At 32.6% G+C, this 22,952-nt stretch carries 18 protein-coding genes, 1 pseudogene and 2 riboswitches; of the genes and pseudogenes, 4 read left to right on the top strand and 15 right to left on the bottom strand.

Annotation, left to right across the window (positions count from 1 at the left end):
• Positions 1–3: 3 nt before the first annotated feature.
• The 8 genes and pseudogenes from KQI89_RS00415 to KQI89_RS00385 form a co-directional block, all read right to left on the bottom strand.
• Positions 4–855, bottom strand: coding sequence for a class II fructose-bisphosphate aldolase (locus KQI89_RS00415; protein ID WP_216455468.1), 852 nt, complete (start codon positions 853–855; stop codon positions 4–6).
• A 15-nt stretch (positions 856–870) separates the two neighbouring features.
• Positions 871–1,629 carry an SDR family NAD(P)-dependent oxidoreductase gene (locus tag KQI89_RS00410; RefSeq protein WP_216455467.1) on the bottom strand — a complete coding sequence of 253 codons (759 nt, stop codon included), beginning with the start codon at positions 1,627–1,629 and terminating at the stop codon, positions 871–873.
• A gap of 14 nt (positions 1,630–1,643) precedes the next feature.
• Positions 1,644–3,146 carry an FGGY-family carbohydrate kinase gene (locus KQI89_RS00405; protein ID WP_216455466.1) on the bottom strand — a complete coding sequence of 501 codons (1,503 nt, stop codon included), beginning with the start codon at positions 3,144–3,146 and terminating at the stop codon, positions 1,644–1,646.
• Between the two features lie 23 nt (positions 3,147–3,169).
• Positions 3,170–4,432, bottom strand: a complete 1,263-nt coding sequence (locus tag KQI89_RS00400) for a PTS galactitol transporter subunit IIC (protein ID WP_216455465.1) — start codon at positions 4,430–4,432, stop codon at positions 3,170–3,172.
• A gap of 175 nt (positions 4,433–4,607) precedes the next feature.
• Positions 4,608–5,186 carry a glycerol-3-phosphate responsive antiterminator gene (locus tag KQI89_RS00395; protein ID WP_243125403.1) on the bottom strand — a complete coding sequence of 193 codons (579 nt, stop codon included), beginning with the start codon at positions 5,184–5,186 and terminating at the stop codon, positions 4,608–4,610.
• A 217-nt stretch (positions 5,187–5,403) separates the two neighbouring features.
• Positions 5,404–5,625 (bottom strand): annotated as a pseudogene (locus tag KQI89_RS17985) (GNAT family N-acetyltransferase); the annotation flags it as partial.
• Complete coding sequence (locus tag KQI89_RS00390; protein WP_216455464.1) at positions 5,619–7,355, bottom strand: ABC transporter ATP-binding protein; 1,737 nt, start codon at positions 7,353–7,355, stop codon at positions 5,619–5,621. The pseudogene KQI89_RS17985 and the gene KQI89_RS00390, both read right to left, overlap by 7 nt.
• Entirely contained in the window at positions 7,352–9,094 is a 1,743-nt protein-coding gene (locus tag KQI89_RS00385) for an ABC transporter ATP-binding protein (RefSeq protein WP_246582927.1), read from the bottom strand. The genes KQI89_RS00390 and KQI89_RS00385 overlap by 4 nt, the downstream gene beginning before the upstream one ends.
• 149 nt (positions 9,095–9,243) lie before the next feature.
• Between KQI89_RS00385 and KQI89_RS00380 the strand changes: the two genes are divergently transcribed.
• Positions 9,244–10,113: a LysR family transcriptional regulator gene (locus KQI89_RS00380; protein WP_216455462.1), complete on the top strand. Its 870-nt coding sequence runs from the start codon at positions 9,244–9,246 to the stop codon at positions 10,111–10,113.
• Between the two features lie 180 nt (positions 10,114–10,293).
• Here the strand turns inward: KQI89_RS00380 and thiD are convergent, their stop codons facing one another.
• Positions 10,294–11,097 (bottom strand): bifunctional hydroxymethylpyrimidine kinase/phosphomethylpyrimidine kinase, encoded by an 804-nt coding sequence (thiD, locus tag KQI89_RS00375; protein WP_216455461.1) that lies wholly within the window; start codon positions 11,095–11,097, stop codon positions 10,294–10,296.
• A 119-nt stretch (positions 11,098–11,216) separates the two neighbouring features.
• A riboswitch (TPP riboswitch) is annotated at positions 11,217–11,319 on the bottom strand.
• 90 nt (positions 11,320–11,409) lie between these two features.
• Positions 11,410–11,508, bottom strand: a riboswitch (TPP riboswitch).
• Between the two features lie 637 nt (positions 11,509–12,145).
• Here thiD and KQI89_RS00370 point away from each other — a divergent pair.
• Entirely contained in the window at positions 12,146–12,415 is a 270-nt protein-coding gene (locus KQI89_RS00370) for a transporter (protein ID WP_216455460.1), read from the top strand.
• A gap of 141 nt (positions 12,416–12,556) precedes the next feature.
• Here the strand turns inward: KQI89_RS00370 and KQI89_RS00365 are convergent, their stop codons facing one another.
• The 3 genes from KQI89_RS00365 to KQI89_RS00355 all read right to left on the bottom strand — a co-directional run bounded on the left by KQI89_RS00365 (position 12,557) and on the right by KQI89_RS00355 (position 16,791).
• The gene (locus KQI89_RS00365) at positions 12,557–14,113 is read right to left on the bottom strand and encodes an ABC-F family ATP-binding cassette domain-containing protein (protein ID WP_216455459.1); all 1,557 of its coding nucleotides are present in this window, start codon (positions 14,111–14,113) and stop codon (positions 12,557–12,559) included.
• A 238-nt stretch (positions 14,114–14,351) separates the two neighbouring features.
• On the bottom strand, positions 14,352–15,773 hold the full coding sequence (locus tag KQI89_RS00360) for a PAS domain-containing sensor histidine kinase (RefSeq protein WP_216455458.1): 1,422 nt from the start codon (positions 15,771–15,773) through the stop codon (positions 14,352–14,354).
• Positions 15,774–15,906: 133 nt separating this feature from the next.
• Positions 15,907–16,791, bottom strand: a complete 885-nt coding sequence (locus tag KQI89_RS00355; protein WP_216455457.1) for a DegV family protein — start codon at positions 16,789–16,791, stop codon at positions 15,907–15,909.
• 418 nt (positions 16,792–17,209) lie between these two features.
• Between KQI89_RS00355 and KQI89_RS00350 the strand changes: the two genes are divergently transcribed.
• On the top strand, positions 17,210–18,298 hold the full coding sequence (locus KQI89_RS00350; protein WP_216455456.1) for a lactonase family protein: 1,089 nt from the start codon (positions 17,210–17,212) through the stop codon (positions 18,296–18,298).
• Between the two features lie 114 nt (positions 18,299–18,412).
• A complete protein-coding gene (locus KQI89_RS00345) occupies positions 18,413–20,002 on the top strand; it encodes an ABC-F family ATP-binding cassette domain-containing protein (RefSeq protein WP_032121203.1) in 1,590 nt (529 codons plus the stop codon).
• A 176-nt stretch (positions 20,003–20,178) separates the two neighbouring features.
• Here the strand turns inward: KQI89_RS00345 and KQI89_RS00340 are convergent, their stop codons facing one another.
• The 3 genes from KQI89_RS00340 to KQI89_RS00330 are packed head-to-tail and all read right to left on the bottom strand — an operon-like array spanning position 20,179 to position 22,924.
• Positions 20,179–21,168 carry an ornithine cyclodeaminase family protein gene (locus KQI89_RS00340; protein WP_216455455.1) on the bottom strand — a complete coding sequence of 330 codons (990 nt, stop codon included), beginning with the start codon at positions 21,166–21,168 and terminating at the stop codon, positions 20,179–20,181.
• Positions 21,169–21,207: 39 nt separating this feature from the next.
• Positions 21,208–22,086 (bottom strand): sulfite exporter TauE/SafE family protein, encoded by an 879-nt coding sequence (locus KQI89_RS00335; protein WP_246582925.1) that lies wholly within the window; start codon positions 22,084–22,086, stop codon positions 21,208–21,210.
• A gap of 22 nt (positions 22,087–22,108) precedes the next feature.
• Positions 22,109–22,924 carry a TrmB family transcriptional regulator gene (locus tag KQI89_RS00330; RefSeq protein ID WP_216455454.1) on the bottom strand — a complete coding sequence of 272 codons (816 nt, stop codon included), beginning with the start codon at positions 22,922–22,924 and terminating at the stop codon, positions 22,109–22,111.
• Positions 22,925–22,952 lie beyond the last annotated feature (28 nt).

Genomic DNA, 22,952 nt, shown 5'->3' with positions numbered 1-22,952 from the left:
CTCCTAAATTTTGTCTTGTGACATAGCAAGTTCGATTTTTTCGATTATTGTTTTTCTCAACTCATCTTTTACAGGTTTAAATACCTGATCTGGAAGAGGATCTACTCTCTTTTGAGTTTCACAAGAAGTCTTAAGTCCTTTAAACATAGCTATCCTTAAGTCTGCATATAAATTAATTTTTGTTATACCATTTACTATAGCTTCTTTAACCTGATCCTCTGGAGTTCCTGAACCTCCATGTAATACTAAAGGTACAGTACTTATTTCATTTATTTCTCTTAATCTTTCTATATTTAAATTTGGCATGGATACATATACACCATGAGAAGTCCCTATGGATACTGCTAATGCATCAATTCCTGTTCTATCTATAAATTCCTTAACCTGTGATGGTTCAGTTAAAGCCATTTCCCCTGCATAACTACCATCTATTTCTTTACCTGCTACATGCCCTAATTCTGCTTCTACAGAAACACCTTTTCCTTTAGCCATATCCACTACAATTTTTGTGTTTTTTATGTTTTCTTCGAAAGATAACATAGATCCATCGTACATTACAGAAGTAAAGCCATAATCTATTGCTTTTTTTATGAAATCTATATCTGTAGCATGATCTAAATGCATAACTATAGGTATGTTATACTTACTTTCTACACCTTTTATCATAGAAGTAATATAATCTATACCCTTACCTTTTAAATCATGTTCTAGAAGCATTAATATAACTGGTGACTTCTTTTCCTCTGCGGTATCTAATATAGTCCTTATTAATACATCTTCTGTACAATCAAAGGCTGGAACTGCATATTTCTCTTTCCTAGCTTTATTTAAAACCTCACTTAAATTAACTAACATTCTATAATCCTCCTATTATCTCATAAGCATTCCACCAGTAGCATCTATAGTTGCTCCGGTTATATAACTTGATGGTTCTGATACCATAAATAAACATATATTAGCTATATCTTCAGGTTTTGCAACCCTTCCGATAGGTATCCTATTCATATAATAATCTCTTTTTTCTTCCAAGGACTCTTTAACCATATCTGTTTCTACAATACCTAAGGCTACAGCATTAACATTAATACCATGTTTAGATACTTCTCTAGCCATGGATACAGTTAAAGCTACTACCCCTGATTTACTAGCTGCATAATGGGCATGTCCTGTGGTAGATCCATTAAATGCAGCTTGTGAAGTTATATTGAGTATTCTTCCTTTTCTGTTTTTGCTTAAATTACTTTTAACAAAATATTGGCTCATTAAAAATACAGAAGTTAAATTAACATCTATAGTTTTATTCCACTCTTCTAAAGGGATGTCTGTTACCCAATTTTTAGGCCATATCCCAGCATTATTTATCAATATATCTATATTTCCTAAGCCTTTTTCTGCCTCTTCCATAAGCATTGTGCACTCATCGCTATTACCTAAATTTGCTTTAATAGCAATAGCATTAACTCCGTATTTTTTTGCTTCTTCTATTACAGTTTTTGCTTCATCTTCACTAGAGTTATAATTGATTACTATATTTACTCCTTCTTTTGCAAGAGCTATAGCTGTTGCTCTTCCAACTCCTCTAGAGCCTCCAGTTATCAAAGCATTTTTACCCTTAATATCTAGATTCATCTTATTACCTCCTGTTAAAACTTTTTCCATATAGGACTTAAAGCTTCAATTATTTCTTTATAAAAATTATATTTTTTATCATAAATTTCTTTGTTTTCTTTATTAGGCATACAGGTATACGCTACCTCTACCATAGAGTCTGCAGCGCATTTAAAGCAATCAAAATTCTTAGTAGCTACTCCTGCACATATTGCTGCTCCAAGAGCTCCAAGTTCTGTACTATTAGTAACTTCTATAGGTAACTGCAATACGTCTGCAAATATTTGAACCCAAATTTTAGATTTTGCTGCTCCCCCTGATATTCTTATTGCCTTAGGCTTATCCCTATAATTAAATAACTTATCTATATGTGCTCTATGACAGAAAGCCACTCCTTCATATAAAGCTCTTAGGACATGAGCTCTATCATCCCAGCCATTTAACCCAATAAAACAGGCTTTAGCATCAGCGTCTACATTAGTACCATATAAGAATGGTAAAAATATTATGTTTGACCCTTCTGGAGTTACACTTTCAACTAATCTATTACTATAATCATAAACGTTTTCTCCAGAATCTATGTTAATATCCTTTAGCATTTCAGTTACAAACCATTCTAAATTACTAGCGGAAGTGGGACTAGCTTCTGTAGTAAGCCAATATCCTTCTATGCAATACAAAGAAGTCATAAATAAATCTTCTGAAACTATTGGTTTCTTGCTAATATATTCGTTTATGCTCCAAGTTCCTGCTATCATGCATAATTTTTCTTCATCAGTTACTCCCGTAGCTATAGCAGATGAATCAATGTCAAATAATCCTCCTGCTACAGGAGTTCCTTCCTTTAGTCCTGTTAATTCTGCTACCTCTTTTGTTATATATCCACATATCTCTGAAGAATACTTTATAGGTGGTAACTTACTCATTATTAAATCTAAACCAAATTCTTTTAATAATTCTTCATCATACTTTACGTCTCTTACATTCATTAAATTCGTCCCTGACATATCTGTTATTTCTGCATAGGCTTCTCCAGTCAAACAGTATCTTATGTAATCTTTACACATAAATATCCACTTAGTTTTTTCTAGTACCCTCATGTCATTATCTTTAAACCAATTTAATATAGCAACTGATTGTCCTGCCCATATAGACTGCATTGTCTTAGGTAATACTTTTTTAAAAGTTCCATCCTCATACCATTTAGTAACATAATCCTTACCTCTACTGTCTGTAGAAATTATTCCATTATAAACAAATTCATCATTGTGGCCCATTAAATAAATTCCATTACCATGCCCTGTGGTAGAAATACCAACTATTTCTTCGCCGCTAGCTCCGGCAATTTTTAGTACATCCTTTATAGCTTTTACGTTAGCCTCCCAAAGCTCCCCCATGTCTCTTTCTGTAAATCCAGGTTTAGGCATAATCATTTCTGTCTTACAGCTTGAAACAGCTATTTCCTTACCCTTTAAATCGTATATAGCAGCTTTAGTTAATGTACCACCATTATCAATACCTAATAAAAGCTTTCTCATATCTTCTTCCCCCTTTAATTTTATTATCTAAATAAAGTTGATAATTTTATTAGTATCCAACCTAAAGGCGTTGTAGCTCCTCCCACTAAACTTGCCATACCACCTGAAGCATTTGCTCCCTCAGGCATGGTTACATTTGCTATTTTAGCAGCTTCAGTGTAATAAGGTGCTATGCTAGTTCCAGCATATAAAACTAAAGTTATAACCACAAGCCCTGTTACAAATATTCTAAACATGTTTTTCTTACAATAAGGTGAGGTCATAGGAATTAAAAATACTAATGAAGCTAAGTCTACAAAAGGTAAAACTTTGTTTCCAGGTAATATTACTGCCAATAACAAAGCTGCTGGTATCATCAATAATCCTGTAGCTAAAACTGCTGGATCTCCTATTAATAGTGCAGTATCTAATCCTATATAAAACTCTCTATCTGGGAATTTCTTTTTTAAAGTTTCTTCAGCTGCATCTCTAACAGTTATAAGTCCCTCAACAAGAACATTTATCATAGCTGGTAATAAAACCATTACTGCTGCAACCTTTACCCCTAAGGTTAATACCTTTGTAATGTCCCAACCTGCTAGTATTCCAAGTCCCGCTCCTAATATTGTTCCTAAAGTTAAAGGTTCTCCCATTACACCAAACTTTTTTGTTATTTTATCTGGATTTGCATCTATATCCCTAAGTCCAGGAATTTTTTCTATTATCCAGTTAATAGCTATACCTATTGGTACATAAACTGCTGAAGTAGCATGGGCGAAAGAAACTCCTTTTAAATCATAGGTTTCTTGAATCTTAGGTGCAGTTTTGTCTGCAATAAATAATACTACTATAAAGCTTATTAGAGCTCCTATAGAAGCTATAGCTATACTATGAGTAGCAGCATATATAACTCCTCCAGTAAGTAAAAAATGCCAATAATTAAATATATCTATATTTACAGTCTTAGTTAGTTTTAGCACTAAAAATAAAATATTTATTATCAATGCACCAAATACTACAATAGGTACTATAGGTGATCCCCAACCAATAGTTGCACCTACAGGCCAACCTGGGTCTACTACTGTAAGATTTAATCCGAACCTCTCCACCATAGCCTTAGTTGCAGGTCCTAAGCTGTCAAGTAATAAACCTATTACTAGTCCAATCCCCTCAAATCCAATTCCTACAAGCATTCCAGCTTTAAATGCCTTACCTATTTTTACTCCAAAAGCCAAAGCTAAAATAAAAAATATTATAGGCATCATCACAGATGGCCCTAAATTAATTAATGAATTAATAATTGACATAATTATCCCCCTTTTAATACTCTTAATGGTTTCATAAATCCCCTTGACTTTTCAGCTAATTATAAATTAATTCATTTATTCTTCACCTCCTATAAATTAAAGCAAAAAAATCCTACTTAAAAGAGATAACTAATTTATCTCCTTTAAGTAGGATTCAAATTCACCATCCTACTAGCTATTTTGTTTTATTTTCTATACTCCATAAATTTCTTTCACTGGTGGTAACTCCATCAAATCCAGCTTCACGAATACTATTAAGAGTATCCTTATCCTTTATAAATCCCCCTGCTAATAAAGGGATATCCTTTACATTCCTTATCTCTTTTACGAAATGAGGAGCCATAGGTGCTGGTAAAACTTCTATAGCATCTACCTTAGAAGTTTTTAAAGATTTAAGGCTTGTCTCATAAGACCTAGAATCTATAAGAAAAAACCTTTGTATAGTGTATAATCCTAAGGATTTTGCTATGTTAACTTTCATAGTACTTGCAGACATTACCCCATCTACTTTAAATAGATCTTTTAATAACTTGATTCCCATCTGATCACCAGAAATTCCACCAATCATATCAATATTAACAAGTACTAACTTGTTTTTTTCATGGCACATTGATGTAAGTGCAGGCAAATTACCAATATGAACTTCTGATAAAAGCAGTATATCAGGCTTAGAATTTAAAGCTACATTTAATTCTTTAAGCCTTCTTATAGATGGTATAATTTTAAATTTATCAAATATAAAACCTTTACACATCACTTCAACATCCTTATTATTAAGTTCAACTATATATTATAATATAAATTCGACAAAGTCAATGTAAATTATACAGTTTTAAATTTTTATTGTCTGTAAAACCCTATATTATTGAATTTTTATTAATTTAAAGTTAAGTTTATTCTATAAAAATAACCCCCTAAGGTTATAACATCTTAAGGGGTTTATTAATACATCCTATAATATCTTATTCTTCTTACTCACCCTTACCCTTTTCTTTTTGATTACTCCATTCTTCTTTTAAAATTGCATATACTATATCATCTGTCCAGTAATTATTAAATTAAAAACCTTTTTTAAAATGCGCCTCTTTTCTCATTTGAATTCTTTCAAGCAATGCTATAGATTTTATATTATTTGGATCAACTGAAGCAATTATTCTATGTTTTTCTAAATTATTAAATAAATAATTTATACAGGTGCGAACTGACTGTTATAAAGTTTTTCATAATAACTTCCATTTTTTAATAACTGATTGTGAGTTCCACTCTCTACAACATTGCCATTATCTAATACCAAAATCAGATCTGCCTCCCGTATTGTTGAAAGCCTGTGGGCTATAACAAAACTTGTCCTACCTTCCATCATTTTCAGAAATGCTTTTTGTATGTGTATTTCGGTTCTGGTATCTATGTTACTTGTGGCTTCATCCAAAATAAGCATTGGCGGATCAACTAGCATAACTCTAGCAATGGTTAGGAGCTGTTTTTGCCCTTGAGACAAATTTTCACCAGCATCTGAAATAAGGGTGTCGTAACCCTTAGGTAGACATTTTATAAAATCGTGAGCACCAGAGGCTTTAGCCGCAGCAATAACTTCTTCATCTGTTGCCTCTGGTTTACCATAAGCAATATTCTCACCTATGCTACCTGAAAATAACCAGCTGTCTTGTAGAACCATCCCAAAGCTACAGCGTAAATCCTCACGGGCTATAGTCTTAATATCAATGCCATCCACAGTTATGGAACCACTATCAATATCATAAAATCGCATAAGTAAGTTTACAATAGTGGTCTTACCTGCACCAGTTTGACCTACTATAGCTACTCTGGTTCCAGGTTTTACCTCCAGATTGAAATTAGTAATCAGAGGCTGCTTAGGGTTGTATGAAAAATTAACATCATTAAAGCTAATAGCGCCTTGACTATGTTTAATATTAATGGAGTCTTTACCGTCAGGTTTTTCTGAGGGCATATCAAGAATATAAAATATACGTTGCGCTGACGCAACCGCAGACTGTATCTGAGTAAATACTCCAGTTATATCGTTAAAAGGTTTTGCAAATAGGTTTGAATAAATTAGAAAACTCGATATATCTCCAACTGTGAGTTTGCCTAAAATAGATAAAATGCTTCCAATAACACCTATTGCAATGTAGGTAATATTATTTACAAGACGGGTAGTTGGTCCAGATAACGAGCCATAGAACTGTGATTTTACACCAGAACTATATAATGTATTGTTAATTTTCTTAAACTCTTTAAAAGAACGCTCTTCATAATTAAAAGCCTGTACAACTTTTTGCCCGCCAATAATTTCTTCAATATAACCATTTAATTTACCTAAACTTTCTGCTTGAGTCTTAAACATTTTCTGTGAACGTTTGGTAATAAACCGTGCCATCATAAAGGAAGCCGGAGCAGATAAAAGAACAACAACTGTCATAATAGGACTTATATACATCATGAATGCTATTGCACCTATGATGGTAACAATACCTGTAAGCAATGTTGATATACCTTGTAACATTCCATCTGAAATTGCATCCATGTCATTTATAAAACAACTTATTGTATCACCATGAGCATTACTGTCATAAAATTTTAGCGGTAAGGTATTAATTTTATCAATAAGCTGATGACGCATATCATTAACAGTTCGATATGATATGAGATTGGCTAAATAGGTCAAAAGCCATACAAATAGATTACCAGTAGCGTATACTATAGCAAGAAGGATTAAAATCCTGAATATTGCTGCGAAATCTACTCCTCCTACCCCCATCATACGGTCTATAGACTTACCAATCAGCATGGGTCCCATTAAACTTGAAACAACGCTTAAAATAGCAGCTATAAATGCAATAAACACATAACCCTTATACTTGCCCATATATCTCAAAATCCTTGTCAACGTATCTTTGCTCATTTTGAAGCCTCCTCACTTGAAAGCTGTGATAGGCATATTTCTTTATATACTTCACAGTTATTCATAAGCTCTTTATGTGTACCAAAGCCTGCAATATGTCTGCCATCAAATACAATAATCTTATCAGCTTGCTTTATTGTACTTGCTCTTTGAGATACAATAAGAACCGTCATACTTTTACTGCTTTCAGTAATTGCCCTTCGAAGTTCTACATCAGTGGCAAAATCCAATGCACTTGAAGAATCATCTAATATTAGAATATCAGGCTTTGAAACCAAGGCACGAGCTATAGTCAAACGTTGTTTTTGCCCCCCTGAAAAATTTAATCCTCCCCGAGATACCTGGGTGTTATATCCCTCTGGAAGCTTTGAAATAAATTCATCAGCCTGTGCAATTTTGGCTGCTGCTTTAACTTCTTCATCTGTTGCGTTTTGCTTACCCCAGCGTATATTTTCAGCTATGCTCCCTGTGAATAGTACAGACTTTTGGGGTACAATGCCAATTTTATCACGTAATTTATAAAGCTGATAATCTTTAATATTTATGCCTTCCACAAATATGCTGCCTTCTGTCACATCATAGAACCTAGGAATAAGGTTAACAAAAGTAGACTTTCCAGATCCTGTACTACCTATAATTCCAATAGTTTCACCGGGTTTAATAGTTACCGAAATATCCTCAAGAACCTTATCACCTGTATTATTGTAAGCGAAGGACACGGAATTGAACTGAATTGATGGGACAGTACCGCTAATAACATGTTGAATTTGACTTTCATTGTGCTGAATTGATGTGCTTGTCTCCAAAACTTCATTTATACGAGCAGCAGAAGTAACTGCCTTGGTAAATATAATCACAAGGTTGGACACCACAATAAGCGCAAGCAGTATTTGAGTAATATAATTGACAAATGCAATAATTTCCCCATGGGAAAGCCTTCCTATATTGATATGGATTCCAGCTACCCATAATATAGCTATGATTGCAGCATTCATAACAAATGATGTCATAGGATTAAGCAATGCAGATATTTTACCTACATGAATTGCAGTTTTAGTCAAATCATCATTAGTATCATAAAATCGTTTCTTCTCACTTTCAGTCCTTGCAAATGCACGAATTACCCTCACTCCAGAAAGATTCTCCCTCAAGATTAATGCGATTTTATCAAGTTTCTCTTGATATTTAAGGTAAAGCGGTGAAGATTTACTTATGACAAGGTACAATATAAAGGCAAAAATAGGGGTAACAGCTAAAAAAATCATTGATAACTTAAAATCCATTATCATAGACATAATAATGGCACCTATACATATGAATGGTGCCCGTATAACAAGGCGTATAAGCATGGCAACCGCAAGCTGGAGTTGATTTACATCATTTGTAATTCGGTTTATTAGTGATGATGCACCCAATGTATCTATTTCCGCATAAGAAAGGGATGATATGTGTTTGAAAATAGTGTTTCTCAAGGTTGTACCAAATCCCTGTGAGGCACGAGCCGCATAATACTGGCATATCATAGAGCTACAAAATCCTAGTATTGCCATGATAAGCATAACTCCACCCATTTTAAGTACATAATCTATGTTGTGTTTATCAACTCCATTTTTAATAATCAGTGCCATAATTGTTGGCAACAGTAGCTCAAAAGTTGCCTCCAACAGTTTAAAAGCTGGACCAATTATGCATTCTTTTTTGTATGGTTTTAAAAAGACTGCAAGCTTGAACAAATCCATCAACCTCCATTGCTAAAAATTTTAGAAATCCATTGCATATTTTTATATCTCCGGCTATGATTATAGCATAGGAATTTCCATATGAAAAATATCTATTACATATGTATATTATATGAAAATAATATAGATCCTATTTATTGGAGGATTTTATGGATATAAAACAACTAAAATATTTTCTTACAATTGCAGAAGAAGGTCAAATAACTTCTGCCGCTAAAAAACTAAACATGTCACAGCCCCCATTAAGCCAACAGCTCAAACTACTAGAAGAAGAACTTGAGGTGAAGCTTATAGAGAGGGGTTCACGGCACCTACAGCTCACAGATGCAGGAAAAATGTTTATGAATAGGGCTCGCCAAATTTTAGAGCTAACCAGCTCAGTGGAAAAAGAAGTGAAGGATTTCAGCAAAGGATTACAAGGAACCTTATCCATAGGTACAGTTTCCTCCTCTGGAGCAACACTCTTAAACGAGAGAATATCGGAATTTCATAAGGAATATGACTGTATTAAGTTTGAGATCTATGAGGGGAATACTTTTACTCTTATTGACCTATTAAATAAAGGTATTATCGAGGTGGGCATTGTGAGGACACCCTTTAATGCTTTAAACTTTGAATGCAAATATGCAAAGACTGAACCCATGATTGCAGCCATACCCAAAGAGTATTATTGGGAATCAGCTCAGGCTACTATATCCCTTAATGAACTAAAAGATAAGCCATTAATCATTTACCGCAGATTTGAACAACTAATTTGTGAAGTTTGTATGGAGCAGGGCTTCGAGCCGGAAATATATTGTAAGTGTGATGATGCACGAACAACACTTTTATGGGCAAATGCAGGTCTTGGAATAGCTATTGTCCCCAAATCTGCATTTGAACTTGCCACTAATAATAATCTGCTTTACAGAGAGATAGAAAGTGAAAAGCTGAGAACTAAAATAGCTGCAATATGGGTAAAAGATAGATATATTTCCCCTATTGCATCGAAATTTATAGAAAGTTTCGGCAGAATATAGCTCAAAAATACAATTTTACCCTGCCTTAAATCCACAGTGAGTCCCTTCCATGAAGCCACAGCCCATTAATAAGTTTGTATTCTAAAATGTAATGGCTCCATGGAAGGACATTGTTTCACCAGGTGGACACCTTAATGTTTTCTATTTCTCTTATGCTTATTCTTCCATGCTATGATAGGGTTATATTTTTTTCAGACCATTTCTGTACATGTCATAAAAATGATGTGTGGGTCCGTTTCCCTTACCAATATCAAGAGCATGTTCAATAGCGGTGGTCACATATTGTTTTGCCAGTTCCACTGCCTGGGATATAGATAACCCAAGGGCAAGGTTGGATGCAATAGCAGAGGAAAAGGTACAGCCAGTTCCATGTGTATTTTTAGTGCGGATGCGGTGTGTTTCATAATGATAAAACTCTTGTCCATCGTATAGGACATCAATGGCATTCCCTACAGCGTGGCCACCTTTGACCACCACATTTTTACAACCCATTTCATGAATCTTCTTAGCAGCAGTCTCCATGTCGCTGATGCTAAGGATCTTCATTCCTGAAATTTTTTCTGTTTCAGGAATATTTGGTGTAAGCACGTCAGCCCAAGGAATGACAACTTTTATCAACGTATCAACAGCATTTGGATTCATCAGTGGGCAACCATTTTTTGCATACATTACAGGGTCGATTACAATATTCTTCGGTTTGTACTGACGAAACTTCTCCGCAACGGCCTTCATGGAAGAGGGTGTGGACAACATACCTACCTTTACAGCATCCACATCAATATCCTCAAAAACAGCATCAATTTGCTTTTGAATCATATCTGGCGTAACATCCTGTATGTCAATGACTCTGCTTGTGTTTTCAGCCACTACGGCTGCGATGACACTCATGCCAAAAACCCCATGAGCAGAAAAGGTTTTTAGATCCGCTTGTATTCCAGCACCTCCGCTACAATCGGAACCTGCGATACTCAATACTTTTTTCATAAGAAATCCTCCTTCAAAATTAGATATATAATATACCTTCATCCTGTATTAACAGAAATCTAGCAATCTTGCTAAAAAAATGAGAGCTTCCCTGTAAAGGAAAGCTCTCTGATACGTATACCGGAGTAAAAAATGCTTCCCTACGCCAGTATTAACTGTGATCAGGTTCAAAGGGTCAGGTTTTAACCTTCTCAACTACAAGTAGTCCCCCCGCAAACAATAAAAGATAAATCATATTCAGTTTTCAACATCTATTCCAAATAAAAATAGAGTGCCTCTCTCATTTGGAAAGCACTCTAATCATATACACAATTATGCAAATGACTTGCTTCCCTACCTTGGTCTTAACCAACAGGTTCAAAGGGTCAGGTTTTACCTTCTCAACTCCAAAGAGTTCCCCCGCAAATATTGAATACATTATAACAGCATTTTTGGATAGTATCAAGTCCAATTTTACTCCCTACTATTTTTATAAAACTATTAATAGATATAATCCTTAATTTTCATATAATTTTTTTACCATAAAATAACCCCTGAGGTTATATACCTAAAGGGGGGTAGTATTGGATATGATACTAATTACTTTTAGTAATAGTTATTTTACTCATAATTATTGATTTAAAATCAACTTCAAAATTTTGTGACTTTAAAATGGATATTAATATTAAAAGTCCTAAGATTAAATTTAAGACAAATAAAAAAGTGCTTCGTCCACCAAACGCAAGCACTTTTTTCTCAATTATCTTCTTTTAGATAAATCCAATAGTCCTAAAACTAAAAAACCTTTTAAGATTGACTTAGTGTTACTAGTACTAAGTCTTTTCTTATTTATATTATATCAAATATTCTTTAAAAATAAGCCTGTAATTTTACACTGTTCAATTATTATTCTAATGTCCTTTATGCTTTTCTTTCTTTTTCATCTGCATATCTTTACGGTAAAAAAATAAATCAAACAATTCATATTCTGTTTATATAAAAAGATGAACCATAGCATGAGTTTCATCATATGATAAATACGTAAATCTTTGTATAGGAGATAAATCATATGAGACAGTACAGGCAATATGGACCTCCCGATTATCCACCACCAACAACTATTCCACCAAAGCCTAGAACTTCCTATATTATTGACTGCATGCACTCATTTACTTACGTATGGCCCATAAATGGAAGACCATTTTGGTTTTATCCCACAAGAATAGAGTACGGGGAAGTTTCAGGTTATATGTGGACTGGAAGCTATTGGACGTTCTATGGATTTGATCCAGCGCTAGTGGATCAGGTTGCATGTTATCCCGTTCCAACTCTTTACTAAAGCTGTGTAAAAACAAGTAACTTACTCTAAAAAGCCCTCAAAGTACTTAATTACATTGAGGGCTTTTAGAACTATTCTGCAACTATTATATTTATAAACCTAATTTGTCTTTTATATAATTCAGGAAATAATTTGGAACTACTAGATGATTTTTAACGTCCAATCTTCACAGTTCCATACGTCTGTCACTACATCTTTATAAAACTCTGGTTCGTGACATACAAGGAGTATGCTTCCTTTATATTCTTTTAAAGCTCTTTTTAGTTCTTCCTTTGCCTCTACATCTAAATGGTTGGTTGGCTCGTCTAGAATCAATATATTAGTTGGCTTATTTATAAGTTTACATAGTCTTACCTTTGCTTGCTCTCCACCGCTTAAAACTACTACTTTGCTTTCTATATGTTGTGTAGTTAAGCCACATTTAGCAAGAGCTGCTCTTATTTCGTATTGAGTAAATCCCGGGAATTCCTTCCACACTTCTTCTATGCAGGTGTTATAATTTGCCTCTTTTATCTCCTGCTCGAAGTAGCCTATTTCTTGATAGTCTCCTAGTTCTACTTCTCCTTCTAGAGGTTTTATTAATCCCATTAAACTCTTAAGTAGAGTTGTCTTTCCAAGTCCATTTGAGCCAACTAGTGCTATCTTTTGTCCTCTTTCCATTGAAAGGTTTAAGGGCTTTGTTAAAGGCTCATTATATCCTATAACTAAATCCTTAGCTTCGAATATGACTTTACCTGCTGCTCTTGCTGGCTTAAAGTTAAAGGTTGGTTTTGGCTTTTCCTTTGAAATTTCAATTCTTTCAATTTTGTCTAGCTTCTTTTGTCTAGCTTTTGCCATTCCAGTAGTTGCAACATTTGCCTTATTTCTTGCCACAAAATCTTCAAGTTTTGCAATCTCTGCTTGTTGCCTTTCGTAGGCTGCTTCTAATTGCTTCTTATTGGCTTCATAAACTCTCATGAAATTATCATAGTCTCCTACATATCTTGTAAGAAGCCTATTTTCTACATGATATATTAGGTTTATTACACTATTTAAAAATGGAATATCATGAGATATAAGTATAAATGCATTTTCATAATTTTGTAGATATCTCTTAAGCCACTCTATATGAGCTTCATCTAAATAATTAGTAGGCTCATCTAATAAAAGTATGTCTGGTGTTTCTAAAAGAAGCTTTGCAAGTAGAACCTTAGTTCTTTGTCCACCACTTAAATCCATAACATCTTTATCTAAGCCTATATCTTTTAACCCAAGTCCTGCCCCTATCTCTTCAACCTTTGCATCTATAACATAAAATCCATTATGATCAAGCATATCTTGAATGGTCCCTATATCATTCATCATTTTATTTATTTCTTCTTCTGTAGCCTCTGCCATCTTATCATACATATTGAGCATTTCCGCTTCTAAATCAAAAAGATATTGAAAGGCACCTTTTAAAACATCTCGTATGGTCTGTCCCTTTTGAAGCTTTGCATGCTGATCTAAATATCCAACTCTTACCCTATTACTCCACTGAACAGTCCCTTCGTCTGGCATAAGTTTCCCTGTTATTATATTCATAAAGGTAGACTTACCCTCTCCATTAGCACCTATTAATCCTATATGTTCTCCCTTTAATAATCTAAAGGAAACATCTTCAAAAATAGCTCTGTCTCCAAAACCATGGCTCATATTTTTAACTGTTAATATACTCATTTATTATCTCCTACTTAAACAAAATTCTTACATAAAAAATTCAGCATAAAATAAATCTATAATATTCTATGCTGAAACAATGATAATTTTATCATAATCCAAAGTAATTTAGAAGTGGAATTTATAAAATTCTTGCTATTTTTTAAAGTAAATTTAACCTTGAATTTTCTCTTTCTACCAAGTGATGTGCTATAAATTTCACTTCAAATAATTGGAGAAATTCATAGTTTTGTTGAATTTATATATCTGAAAACTCTATATTCACCCTCTCAAGGCTATTTTCCCCTATGTTCTCAACTATTATATTATCTATATCCTCTGATAATATTTTTACCGGCAATATTACTGTAAATTTACTTCCTTCTCCATAAATACTTTCAGCTGTAATATTTCCATTATGCATTTCTACAAAGGCTTTTACTATAGATAAGCCTATTCCACTACCCTCATGATTTCTTGTAAAGGATTTGTCCACCTGCACAAATCTATCAAAAATCATATTAACTTTATCCGAAGGTATGCCTATACCGTTATCTTCTACTACAATTTTTATATATTGATTTTCATCAAAAACATTTACCCTTATGTTGCCTCCATCTCTAGTAAACTTTATAGCATTAGAAAGTAAATTCAACATGATTCTTTCAATTTTATCTGCATCACAGGCAGTTATTTTTTCTTCCACCTCTGTATCAAACTCAATGTTAATGCCCTTATTATTTGCATAATCTATTATGGATAAAGTTGTATTTTCAATAATAGATATGATTTCATGATTTTTAAGATCTAGAACAAAATATCCTGCATCAATTTTTGTCATATCAATTAAATTTCCAATCAATTTTAATAGTCTATAACAATTTTGCTTTAAAACCTTTATACGATTTGTCATAACCTGTTCTATTTCTGGTAGCCCTTCAATATCCTTTTCCATCAATTGAATTATTCCTAGTATTATGGTAAGAGGTGTTCTAAATTCATGAGATAGATTGGCAAAAAACTCATTTTTTAATCTTTCTATTTCCATATTCTCTTTAAGCTTATCCTTCTCCTCTTGTATCCTTTTTTCTAATTCTTTTACCTTTTTCTGCTCTGTTATATCTTTAATTAAATTTAATACCGCAACCTTTTTATTAATGAAAATAGGCTTAGAAAAAGTCTCTACCTCCAATATATCTCCATTAGATCTTACAAGTCTATTTTCAATTAAAGGTTTAAATTCTTTTTCTTCTAGTACACTTTCCATCCGTTCCTCTCCAACTATGGCCATATCTAATTTCACAAATTCCTCTAATGATCTGCCTACTAAATCCTCACCACTGTCTTGGTTTAAAAGTTTAGCACCAAGGGAATTAGCAAAAATAAATTTAAATTTTCTATGTATCAAAACACCCGTTGGTAAGGATTCTAATACCTGACTATGGATTTCTTCATTTTCTTTAGCTATGTATATAATCTTTTTCATACTTAAAAGAGCTATAATCTGTAATACTAATGAAAATACTAAAATACTAATTAAAATAACTACAAAGTAAATATTTATTTCCCTATGTGTAATATTAGAGTATATAAATATGGAAGTTATAATAAGGTTAACAATAATACCTACTAATATAGAAAGATATCTTCTTTCAAGCTTATAATATTTTAAGTTAAACATAAAAACTCCTTTTAAAACATAAATTAATAACTATAAATAGAGTACCACACCCTTCCTATCTATTGTTAAATTAATAAAAATTTTTACTTAATAAATAGAAAAGAAGTTGCTAAAAACAACTTCTAATCTATTTTTAAATTATATGATTTTGTCTTTCTTTACCCATGAAAAATACAGCTAAATTTCCTGGTCCTCCATGAGTGCCTACTGCGGGACCTGTAAAGTTAATAATTATATCTTTTACTTTTATTTCACTGAGTATGCTTTCTTTAAGCTTTAGGGCTTCCTCTAAACAGTCCCCATGGCATATAGCTATAGTTTGATTTTCTGAATCTTCTATTCTTTCTACTATAAGCTCTACTAGCTTTTTAATGGAGCTTTTCCTGCCCTTAACTTTTATAATAGGCATAACCTTTCCTTCTCCATTTATAGTCATTATTGGTTTGATATGAAGTACTATTCCTATCATTGCAGCTGCTGAAGATAGTCTACCTCCCCTTTTTAAATGATGTAGATCATCTACAGTAATATAAGTATTTAATTTTTGTTTATTTTCTTCAATATAATTTACTATTTCTTTAAAGGACTTTCCATCTTCTTTCATTTTAAAAGCCTTCATTACCATTAAGCCTTGTCCAAGTGAAGCTGTTAAAACATTTACAATAGCTATATTTATTCCAGAATACTCTTCTAATAACATATTTTTAGCTATAGTAGCACTGTTTTCTGTTCCACTTAAACCTGTAGAAACACAAATATATAAAATATCTTTATCTTCTTCTATTATACTCTTAAATTTATTATAGAATTCCTCTACACTTGGCTGTGAAGTTAACGGGGTTTCTCCATTTCTTAAATCCTTAAAAAATTGTTCATGACTTAAACTTTGTCCAAAATCATCAAAATATTGTTTCCCACTGTAGCTACAAGTAAGCCTTGCAAACCTTAATTTTTTCTCCCTTATATACTCTATAGGTAGATCACAACAGGAGTCTGTAAATATTTCAAAGTCCCTCATATAATATTTCCTCTCTTTTACTAAACATATATTAAAAATTATTTATTTTCTAAGTATTATGGTAATGCTAGCATAACTTTCGTTAAATTTCAACATAATTATACATGAAGCTTTCGTATAAATTAACCTATTTCCCACAAATTACAAATATAAAATAGAATTCTCTTCCTCTCTCTAAAGTCCCTTCCTCTATATATGGTATAATTTATGCAATGGATACCATTGCTAATGTTATTTTATGAGATATTAGAACTTTTAAAATTTAGTGATTTAGAGTTCTCGTGTTGTGCAAAAGCACTGGTATACCCCTGGATAAGTTCTTCTAAGATTCAGGTATGGAGATTATTTCTTATAAGCAAACTCCACCTGAACCTAAGAATCACTTGATTTAAATTAATAATTTATGGAGGGATGTATTTTGAAGGATATAAATAGAAAATACATAGCTTACGTTGGAACCTATACTAATGGTCTTAGCAAGGGCATTTACGGTTTTGGCATAGATACTAACACTGGTGAAATTGAAGACTTGGGATTAATGGCTGAAATTCAAAATCCTACTTACTTAACCTTTTCTAGAGATAATAAATACCTTTATTCCACTATAAAAATTGAGAAAAATAAAGCTCAGCTTAGTGGTGGTATAGCTTCATTTTCTATAGATGAAAGCACTGGAGGTCTTAAAGCTTTAAGTTATAGAACTGTTGAAGGAAAACCACCTTGCCATATAAGTACAGATATTAATAATAATTATATTTTTTCAGCTCACTATCATGAAGGAAAAATTATAAGTTATCCATTAAATATAGACGGTACCATAGGAGCCGCTCCTTCTATAATAGAACATGAAGGAGCAGGCCCTAACAAGGAAAGACAGCATATGGCTCATGTGCATTATGTGTCTTTAACTCCAGATGAAAAATATCTATGTGCTGTGGATTTAGGAATAGATAAGGTAATGCTCTACAAATTTGACCCCAATAAAGGAATTTCAATTACCAGTTCTTATGGTATAAATATTAATAAAGGCTCTGGTCCAAGACATTTAGCCTTTCATCCAAAAAGCAAATTTGCTTATGTGATAAATGAGCTTAGTTCAAGTATTACAGTTTTAGAGTATTGCACTGAAGACTTATCTTTTAAGGAAATTCAAAATATATCTACTCTTCCTAAATGGTTTTCTGGCACTAGTTATGCTTCTGCCATTCATATTTCACCAGAGGGTAAGCATTTATATGCTTCAAATCGTGGTGATGATAGCATAGCTCTTTATAACATTGATAACTTCACTGGAAAACTACAGCTTATTTCTCACTTTTCTACTAAAGGAAACTTTCCTCGTGATTTTGCCATAGACCCTACTGGAAAGTTTATTTTTGTTGCAAACCAAAATTCAAGTAATATAGTACCTTTTGCTGTAGATAAAGATTCTGGGCAGCTTAATCAAATTTCAGAGGGAATTAATGTACCTAATCCTGTATGCATAAAAATATTACCTCTTAAATAGACTTTAAACTTAATATTTTTCAAAATTACTTAAATATACAGGTGCAAGAAATGCTTATTTATGATATAATTTCGCAGTAAGTGTGAATATTTAATTAAAAGGATGGTAAACTACGTGATAAATGTAACTAATTTAAGCTTAAGATATGGCGATAAAAAACTTTTTGAAGATGTAAATCTTAAATTTACTCCTGGTAACTGCTATGGTGTTATAGGAGCTAATGGTGCTGGTAAAAGTACCTTTTTAAAAATATTATCTGGTGAAATTGAAGCAAATACTGGTGAAGTTAATATAGCGCCTGGAATTAGAATGTCTGTTTTAAAACAGGATCATTACCAATATGATGATCATAAGGTTCTAGAGACAGTAATTATGGGAAACGCTAGACTTTATGAAATTATGAGGGAAAAAGATGAGCTTTATGCAAAAGCAGACTTCACAGATGAAGATGGAATGAAGGCTTCAGAGCTTGAAGGAGAGTTTGCAGAACTAGATGGATGGGAAGCTGAATCTGATGCTTCTTCTATACTACAAGGACTAGGTATATCCACAGATCTACATGATAAAAAAATGGCAGATCTAACTGGTGGTGAGAAGGTAAAGGTTCTTCTTGCTCAAGCTCTTTTTGGAAAACCAGGGGTATTAATCCTAGACGAGCCTACTAACCATTTAGATTTAAAATCTATTAACTGGTTAGAAGAATTCTTAATAAACTTTGAAGGAACTGTTATAGTAGTATCCCATGATAGACATTTCCTAAATAAAGTATGTACCCATATGGCGGATGTAGACTTTGGAAAAATCAAGCTATATGTAGGAAACTATGACTTCTGGTATGAATCAAGCCAATTGCTTATTCAAATGGCAAAGGATCAAAATAAGAAAAAAGAACAAAAGATAAAAGAATTACAAGAGTTTATTGCACGTTTTAGTGCTAATGCTTCAAAATCTAAGCAAGCAACTTCTCGTAAAAAACTTTTAGATAAAATATCTTTAGATGAAATGGAACCCTCTTCTAGAAGATATCCTTTTGTAGGATTTAAACCAGAGAGAGAAGTTGGAAATGATATATTAATGGTAGAGGGTTTAAGTAAAACCATTGATGGAGTAAAAATCTTAGATAATGTAAACTTTACTGTTTCAAAGGGAGATAAAATAGCTTTTGTTGGAACTAATGATATAGCAAAAACAACTCTATTTAAAATCTTAACTGGAGAGATGGAACCAGATAGCGGAGAATACAAATGGGGCGTAACTATAACAAAAGCTTATTTTCCAAAGGATAACTCAGAGTACTTTAATGGTGTAGAGTTAAATTTAGTAGATTGGTTAAGACAATTTTCAGAAGAAAAAGCTGAAAGCTATTTAAGAGGATTTTTAGGTAGAATGCTTTTCTCTGGAGATGAACCTTTAAAACAGGTAAATGTATTATCTGGTGGTGAAAAGGTAAGATGTATGCTTTCAAAAATGATGTTAAGCAGTGCTAATGTATTAATATTAGATGAACCTACAAACCATCTTGACCTAGAGTCAATTACTGCATTAAATAATGGATTAATGGACTATAAGAGTAATTTATTATTCTCTTCCCATGACCATCAATTCATTCAAACTATAGCTAATAGAATTATTGAAATTACAGATAGTGGCATTATAGATAAGAAGATGTCCTATGATGAATATTTAGAAGAACAAAATAAATAAATTTATTTTAAATAGAAAGGTATGGAATTTAGATAAAAAGTCTAAAGTCCATACCTTTTAATATGAAATTATTCAGAGTTTCATATGGAGTTTACTTGTTATGAATACCTCTTTTCATCTGAACCTTAATAGTAGCAATAGGATAACTTTTTTGCTTTCACAGAGCATTAAACCCTCTATAATTCTACATGTTGTCCTATATTGTTTTCTATGGCTTTTTTGTATATATTGTATGCAGTAACCACATCAAGCACTGCCACTCCAACGGTTTTGAAAAGTGTTATCTCCTCATCATCTTCTCTTCCAGAGATTTCTCCAAGAATAACTTGTCCTAATTCTCCCTTAAAATCTTCCTTTGATACAATACCTTTTTCCATTGGTATTATAAAATCTCCTGCTTCTGCAAGAACTCCTTCTTCTGTATCAAAGTATACCTTATCTGCATTTTTAACTATAGTTTCATCTAACTCTTGCATTTCAGGAGTATAAGCTCCAACGCCATTAACATGAGCACCCTTCTTAACTAATGAGCCATCAAATACAGGTCTTCTAGAAGTTGTAACTGCTGTTATAATATCCGCATCCTTTATAGCTTCTGCAGCCTCTTCAACTGCTACTATTTTAGTATTATATTGAGATAATTCCTTTTTCATCTCTTCTACAAATTCTTTTGCTCTTTCATTATTTATATCAAAAACCCTAACCTCTTCTAGATCTCTAACACAAATCATAGCTTCTAGCTGTGTAGCTGCCTGTCCACCAGTTCCAAATAGAACTGCAATTTTAGCATCTTTTCTTGATAAAATATCTGTAGCAGCACCTTGAACTGCTCCTGTTCTTAACTGAGTTAAATAAGTTCCATCCATTATTGCAGTAACCTCTCCAGTCTTTCCGTCTAATAAGATCATCTTAGCTGGAACGGAAGGTTTACCTTTTTCAATGTTCTTAGGGAAAACTGAAACTATCTTTATTCCCGTAGCATCCAACTCCTCCACATAAGCCGGCATAAATAAGCTTTGTCCCTGTTCTTTTGGAATGTCTATATTAACCCTTAAAGGCACTACACTTTTTCCTGCAGAATATATTCTTAAAGCCTCTTTGTCTGCTTCAATAGCATCCTTCATTGTAAATACTTTCTTTATGTCTTCTCTAGTTAAAATTAGCATTTAATCACTCCTATAAATTATTTATTTTTATTATTATTATTATTGAGGTTGTACTTTTCCTGCTTTAATCTCATTCATAAGCATACTTAATCCACTATATAAAAGAATGGCTGCAATAACCCATTGAAGCATTGATACGTTCAAGCTTTTAACTAAATAAACAGCTACTAAAACTCCTATAACTCCAAAGGTTGAAGTAAAGGCTGTTATCTTCCTTCCATATTCACCATATTTAATAAACTCCATACTTCCTATAGGAACTGAGAATGTGCAAGCTCCCATCATTATTGGAAAGGCTACTGCTGGATTCATACCAAGAGCATATATTGTTGCCATAGTTAAAGAATAAGATCCTATTCCTATGTTATTTAATGCACCATATACAAATAAGCATATTGCAGCAACTGCAAGTTTAATACCACTAAGACCTGTAGCTGTTCCACCAGAAGGTACAAGATTAAATTTACCAGCTAGTATAAATGCTGTGGCAACTAATAAACCTATACTAATAAATTTTCTTATAACTTTAGGCTCTAATTTAACTACAAATCTCGGTCCTATGTAAGCTCCTATTATCTGAGCAACTATACAAACTATAAGCGTAATTGGATCAACTTTTATTACAGATATATAAGCTAGTGCCATAACAGCTACCGGTATAACACATTGTGTATTTAAAGTACCAGGAAGTTTTTTATCTGAAACTAAATTTTTCTTACGATATAGTATAGTGGAAATGGCGAAGTCTGAAATACCAAAAGTAGAAAGAAAAAATATTATTGCAGAGGAAATAGATAGAAATATGTTACTACCTGGTTCCTGTTTCATTTCATTTTTATTATTTAATATATCTTTCACAAACTTAAAAGCGAATACTCCATTTATAATAACAATAAGTATTAGTACAACCTTTTCCATAATTAATAAGCTCCTTTTTATTTTATTTAGGATTAGGACCTTTAAAAATATCCCTTACCCCTTCTAATTCCTTACCAAACTTAACTTTTGCATCATCTTCTAAAGCTTCAATAAGCTTTAAGCAATAAGCATCATGTCTTATATTTTCCTTTGCTAGAAAAACCATAGGCTTACTCTGAGTCCAAATCACTTCTGCATTTTTATCATTTTGAATATGTCCAAATATCATTTCATTAGAATCTACTACGATATTAACCCATCTTCCTCCGCTTTCTTCAAGCATATCCTTTTCAAAGCCATGTTTATAAAAGCTCCTAAGATTAACATCATAATCATTGTTAGCGCTATAAAGGATTATTACAACCTCATCAACTCTCTCTTCAAGAGATTTCAGTTCTTCATAAACATTATCTATATCCTCTTTCCAAACCTGTATGTAAACATCCTTTTTAGCTGAATTTAATAAATTCTTGCACTTATTAAATATATTTTTATATCCTCTTATATACCACATGTTGTCTAAATCCATGGTCTGGTTATAACTTATAAGCTCTTTTTTTACCTCTCCAAGACTTTGATCTACATTGCTCTTTATATTATTTATAAATTCATCAATAGGTACTGCACTGTAATTTACAGGGTTAGTCTTTTTTGAAATTACAACACAACCCTTATCCATAAGTATTTCTAGTATGTTATATACCTTTGATCTTGGAACAGAAGAATTTTTACTTATTTCATAACCTGTACCAGCTCCATTTTTTAATAAAGAAATATATACCTTTGATTCTGACTCAGTAAAATTAAAGTTTTTTAATAAATTTATTATTTTATCCATAAATAATCACTCCAATGTAAAAATTAAT

The sequence above is a fragment of the Clostridium simiarum genome, assembly GCF_018919175.1.
GTDB lineage: Bacteria > Bacillota > Clostridia > Clostridiales > Clostridiaceae > Clostridium_L > Clostridium_L simiarum.
This window is presented reverse-complemented; position numbering and strand designations above follow the sequence as displayed.